This is a genomic window from Chryseobacterium echinoideorum (assembly GCF_007474535.1).
Taxonomy (GTDB): Bacteria; Bacteroidota; Bacteroidia; order Flavobacteriales; family Weeksellaceae; genus Chryseobacterium; species Chryseobacterium echinoideorum.
This window is the reverse complement of the sequence record NZ_VKNW01000024.1, coordinates 1-5,341: the sequence shown is the minus strand read 5'-3', so window position 1 is coordinate 5,341 and position 5,341 is coordinate 1. Positions and strand designations below refer to the sequence as shown.

At 37.2% G+C, this 5,341-nt stretch carries 4 protein-coding genes; all 4 read right to left on the bottom strand.

Going from position 1 to position 5,341, the window contains the following annotated elements; genetic code table 11:
• Window positions 1-3 precede the first annotated feature (3 nt).
• Window positions 4-2,070: a DUF6923 family protein gene (locus FOL89_RS17405; protein WP_144284021.1), complete on the bottom strand. Its 2,067-nt coding sequence runs from the start codon at window positions 2,068-2,070 to the stop codon at window positions 4-6.
• Window positions 2,071-2,504: 434 nt separating this feature from the next.
• On the bottom strand, window positions 2,505-3,953 hold the full coding sequence (locus FOL89_RS17400; protein ID WP_144284020.1) for a helix-turn-helix transcriptional regulator: 1,449 nt from the start codon (window positions 3,951-3,953) through the stop codon (window positions 2,505-2,507).
• Window positions 3,954-4,485: 532 nt separating this feature from the next.
• Complete coding sequence (locus tag FOL89_RS17395; protein WP_144284019.1) at window positions 4,486-4,875, bottom strand: HU family DNA-binding protein; 390 nt, start codon at window positions 4,873-4,875, stop codon at window positions 4,486-4,488.
• A 91-nt stretch (window positions 4,876-4,966) separates the two neighbouring features.
• The coding region (locus FOL89_RS17645) for a hypothetical protein (RefSeq protein WP_185147010.1) at window positions 4,967-5,341 on the bottom strand (375 nt) is incomplete at its 5' end.

Genomic DNA, 5,341 nt, shown 5'->3' with positions numbered 1-5,341 from the left:
AAATTAGTTAGAAGGACAGGTTGGCGTAGACATACAGCTCCATCCCGATGGAGTTCCCGTTGTATTGACCTGAAGACAATTCAACGTAATGTTGTACACGATCATCCCTTCTACTAGGTTAGACGAAGGAATACTGGCGATCTGTGCAGTGGTGAGTCTGTTGACCACCAATCCTTTGGTTTTAGATTCAAGAGCGGTCCATGCCCCTTTTCTTACCATTGGCCAATTGCTGCCTGAGGCGGTATTCCCTGCTCTGTTCAGAGAAGTAATCCCATGCTGCGTTTCTAAAACAGTTCCGGTGGTTGTTGCAGGCTTGAAGCAAGCACTGGAGCTATCGGTATCCGTAGCTATATTATTAGCTTGATCAAGATCTGTAATATTAGCCGGAGCAGTAACGCTGGCAATATTAAAAAGGTCTCCTGTAAAGTCTATCGGAATATTTACCGTAATCGTATAAGTAACAGAACCTCCTGCCGGAAGACCCACCAAATCATTGATGGCACCTGTTTGTGTTCCTGAAACAGTGGTCGTAGAACCGGAAGTTGCCACTGCGGTATAACTTACGTTTGCTGCCGGAATCCCTGCAGGAACCGCATCTTTAACCAATGCATCCACCACACCGTAAAGTCCCTGATTGCTAACTACTACCGTGTAGGTCGTACTGCTTCCCGGAACATACGTTAATGTATTATCTGTTTTGGTTACTTGTAAATCTGTCGTGAATGTAATAGGCATGGTCACACAATGGGCTCCATCATTTCCACTGCTCGGAGTCGCATCTGATATCAAGATTCTTTCGCCGGTGGTCAAGTTAAACTGATAAAAGCCTCCGTCATTTCGGATTCCGAATACCTCTCCTGTACTCGAAGTGTACATGGCTCCATAATGGGACTCGTTGTATGTGCCTCCAATGTTGGTAACCACCCCCGTATTGGGATTAATTGAGACAAGCTGCCGGGTAGTGCCTGAGTTAGTAAAACCATTTACTCCATAAAGAAGACCTGTTGTTATACTGTATCCCATGTCAGGAAGGTAAAGGGTAGCTGTTGTATTGTTCGCATATTTTAAAGAAATTGCAGAAGCTGTTTTGGTACTAAGGTTAATTTTATAGAGTGTGCTGGTACCTGCGGCAATATTTGCAATCACATAATAATTGCCGGAGTTATCTATCTCTCCTCCAAAATAGCTTGCAGAAGGCAATCCTGTAACAGCACCGAGGTTGGTGGTAGAGCCATCGGTATTGACCACCCGCAAATTATTGCTTGACTGCTGCATTGCATACATTCTACCATCCAAAGGATTAAGCCCAATACCATTGTAGGCAATCGCTGCCGTACCTATTGATGGATAGGTAAAAGGATTGGTTGAGGTATCAATGGTATAAAGTGTTGTACTACTTGAACTCATTGGTGTTTGTGACAAATACATATTGTTGCTGCAGCCAAAGGATGTTGAGCTGGAGATAATACTTTCTGCACAAATACCAAGGAGGCTACCATAACTACCCCCTAAACCACTCATATTAAGCGTTGTAAATGGAGCAGGAGCCGTCAAACGAAAAATACCACCTCCACCTGCACCTGGGGTTCCCGCAGGAGCTCCGGCTCCTGAAAAAATACTATTTCCTGATATCGTTGTATAACAATTGGTTGTAGAGGCGATAGAAATAGCTCCGCCATTGGATGTGAAATAGAATTTTTCATTAATAGTTGCTCCGGTAGCTGCAATGACAATCACAATATCATTTACAGGTTTGGAAAAAGTGAGAACAGTTGACCAAGGACCATCATCAGCATTGGGAGACCAATTGTTGTTTCCAACTAAAAGAGCGTTTGCGGATGTGGAAATAGCACTATTACAATCATTTGCATATATTCCGGAAAATGTCGTTACAAAACCGGTAGATACTGAAGTAACTGTGATTCCGTTTATTAGAGTAGTACCATTGGCAGGGATATTTGCAGTTCCACCAGAACACGTCTGACCCTTTACAAATCCTGTCAAAGTCATCAGTAAAAAGTAAACTAAAGGCATTACCTTTAATTTCAGTTCATCATTTTTAAGTTTCATTTATTGTGCTTTTTTATCATTCATTTTAGTTTTGAATCTGAAAAAGAAGTCCTAAAACTGCTCTAAAGTTGTTAGAAAGAATTAGGACTTCGGCTTCTGATCATTTGTGTGTTTTCATCATTATTGTTTTTAAAGCCGAAAATATTTTTAATAGAAATGCTTATTAATTATTTCCATCTATTCTATCGGATTTTTGAAAATTCTTTTTTGAAAAACGAGTGCAAATGAAAGGAGAATGCGAGAAAATTCAAAAAAAACACCTATTACATAGATATTACATTTTTTTAAATAACTGATATTCAGTACTCAACATTAATCTGATAAAATAACTTTTATTCGAAGTAAAGCACCAATGACCAGCGTATTGGTACATGAAAAAGTATACAAAAACATATTATTTTGTAGATATCCATAGAAAAAGAGATGAGGAAATGTTAGAAATTATCCCGTTCCTGAATCCAAATATTAAAATCCTTATCAGATGGGATATTATATTTTTTCCGAATACGGTGTTTGCGCAACTGCACTGCGGCGATGGTAACAAAAGTAATATCGGCAATCTCTTTGGTAGAAAAATTAAGAAAGGCAAGTCCCAAAAAATGTAATTCGGAATTGCTCACCTTAGCGTTTAATGATTTAATATTTTTAATAAAATTCGGATACATTTCCTGGAAAAGAACAATGAACTCCGGACTGTTATTCTTAGCAAGATCAATCAGTGTTGCAAGTTGACTTTCTTCCGCTTTGCGATTCAGACGATCTCTTTGTTTCTCCAACTCAGATTTTTCGATAAGTAAAATTTCTTTCTGTTGAAGAACTGTATCTTTCTTCTGTCTGGTTTTTTTAATTATGAAATAAAAGAATAGTCCTAAAATTGTTAAAAACAGTATCAAAAAAGCGATCCATTTATTTTTGGTTTCTATTTTTTCGTTTTTCTTTTCCTGATCATGGAGAATACTGTTGATCGTTTCTTTGAGACCATCATTCTTCTTTTCTTTTAACTGATTACTGTATTTTTCAGACTTCTCTCTATACTTTTTCTCTTCTTCTTTATTACCTAGTAAGGAATAAATATCTGCCAGTTTAGCAGAGGTATCCATGACACAGGATATGTCTTCAAGCTTCATTGATTCAATTTCGGATAAGGTTTTCTGAAAAGCTCTTATAGATTTTTGATAATCCTTAGTATTAAAGAAATAATAACCCTCTAGTTCGTAGGCAACATATCTGTAAGTCACATTTTCAAATGTTCTGGCTTCTTCGAATGCTTTCGACATATATACTTTGGCAGAGTCATACTGTTTAAGCCCCATAGATATATAGGATTTTCTTATATAGGTGTTCATTGCCTCATTTAACCGAATGGTTTTACCAATCTTTAACGCTTTGTCTATGTATTGATTCGCCATCCTATAGTTCTTATCCTTTTCAAATCTGTAAGCATAGTAGAAATAGCCTTTCACAAGGTCTTGTTTCGCAGCGGCAGTCGGTATTTTTTCCAGGATTGATATATACTTATTCAAAGCATCCAAAGCGAGGTCATCTAAACCTAATACATTGTAGTTAACGTATTTTACTTCTAATATCTTAGTTTTTAGAATATTATCATCTACAGTCATTCTTTTTTCCAGGTTGGAAATTTGAGATAAACTTTCTTTGTAATTATCAAGAATAAATAATTGATAGGCAAGACTGATGGTACTTTTAATAATCAAAGTATTGTCATTTAATTCCTCTGAAATATCGTAAGCATTCTTTGCATATCTCAGAGACTTTATCCCATCCTCATACCTGCTCAGTTCAGAAAGCCTAAGGAGGGAATCTACATTTTTTGAATTTTTTTGCTGGCAATTTCCTGTAATGGAAATTGCTAATAAAATCAAAATGAATACAATTTTTTGCAAAGTAAACTTATTTGTTGATGCGAATTTAACAATAAAGTATCTATTATTATATAAGTAATCAACAATATAGTCTCTGCCTTTTAGTTTTAGTCAAGGTATAATTCCGGATACAGCAATCCTTCTTCATTGCTGGCTGAAAGGAAAATTAAATCTTTGAAAGTCTGTTGTTTTTTATTAAACCATATTTTTCAGAGAGGTAAAAATCCCATGCAAAATATAGAAATAACCCTGAAAATTATCATTAATACAGTTTAATGCTACCTTGAAAAAATAGCTTTTCGTAATTGAAAAGCTGTAAAAACACAAAATAAGTTAACTCTGAGCTTTACAGCTTTGTTTTCAATTACAAGTCCTCGTCGGACTTTCTTCATTTGTTGTTTTTAGAATCTAAATTCCATTACGGAAAACGATACCTTTTCTCTCAAAAAACACAAGCATCTATAGGGAAAATGATGCTTAGAAGTTTGATAAAAGATGCTTAGGATGAGAGATACTCCTAAGCATCTTTTTGTTATTTATCCGCTTTTTTAAAGACAGCCGTCTTCATCGCATCACTTATTCTCTTTCCCGGGCGATAGTTTATTCGTGCAGCAGTAATGAGACTGCTGTTAAATTCTTCCTCAGTTACCGCACCTTCGCTGCTTACGCTTGGATAGAAACTTCCGAGCTTATCCAGTCTTATAATCTTACCATTGGCAAGATTGTCTTGTATCACATTTTCGAGGGCGATAATTACTCCCCGTATATCAGCTTCAGAAAGAGCAGAAAATTTTTCTATCTGTGCCGAGAGATCATCCACAGTAAGCTCACCATCATTTACAGCTACTGCATACCATTTTTTTACGCCGCCTCCTGCAACACCGGGCTGCGTTTTTTGTACAATGTTATATTTTATAGGCATAATAAGTTTGTTTTTAATTTTAAAACAGAAGCGGAAGGGTCTATGCTTCCGCATTCTGTGAAAATCATGAAAAATGTTAAACTGGTTTTATTTACGGTTTCCAGAAAGACCACACCGTGCCATTGTATACCGCCAACATATGATTGAAGGTGTCATATACCATCATCCCTGCCGAAGGATTTACAATATTAAGATGAGGACTTGCCACTTTGGGAAGTATCATCGCTTTATCCGTATCGGTGAGTACCAATATCCCGGGAGTCGTGGCGGTAGATCCATTGGCACCAATAGCTGCCTTCGCAGAAACATTTTCGCTGACATTGCTTTGTAATGAAGTATCTACAGATCCTCCATTGTCTCTCGTCAGATCAAACCAGCTTCCTGCTTTGAGGTATTTTACTTTTGTATCCGAAGAATCAAAGATGATCGTTCCGTCTACCGCTCCGCTCACCGAAGCTGCCGAAGT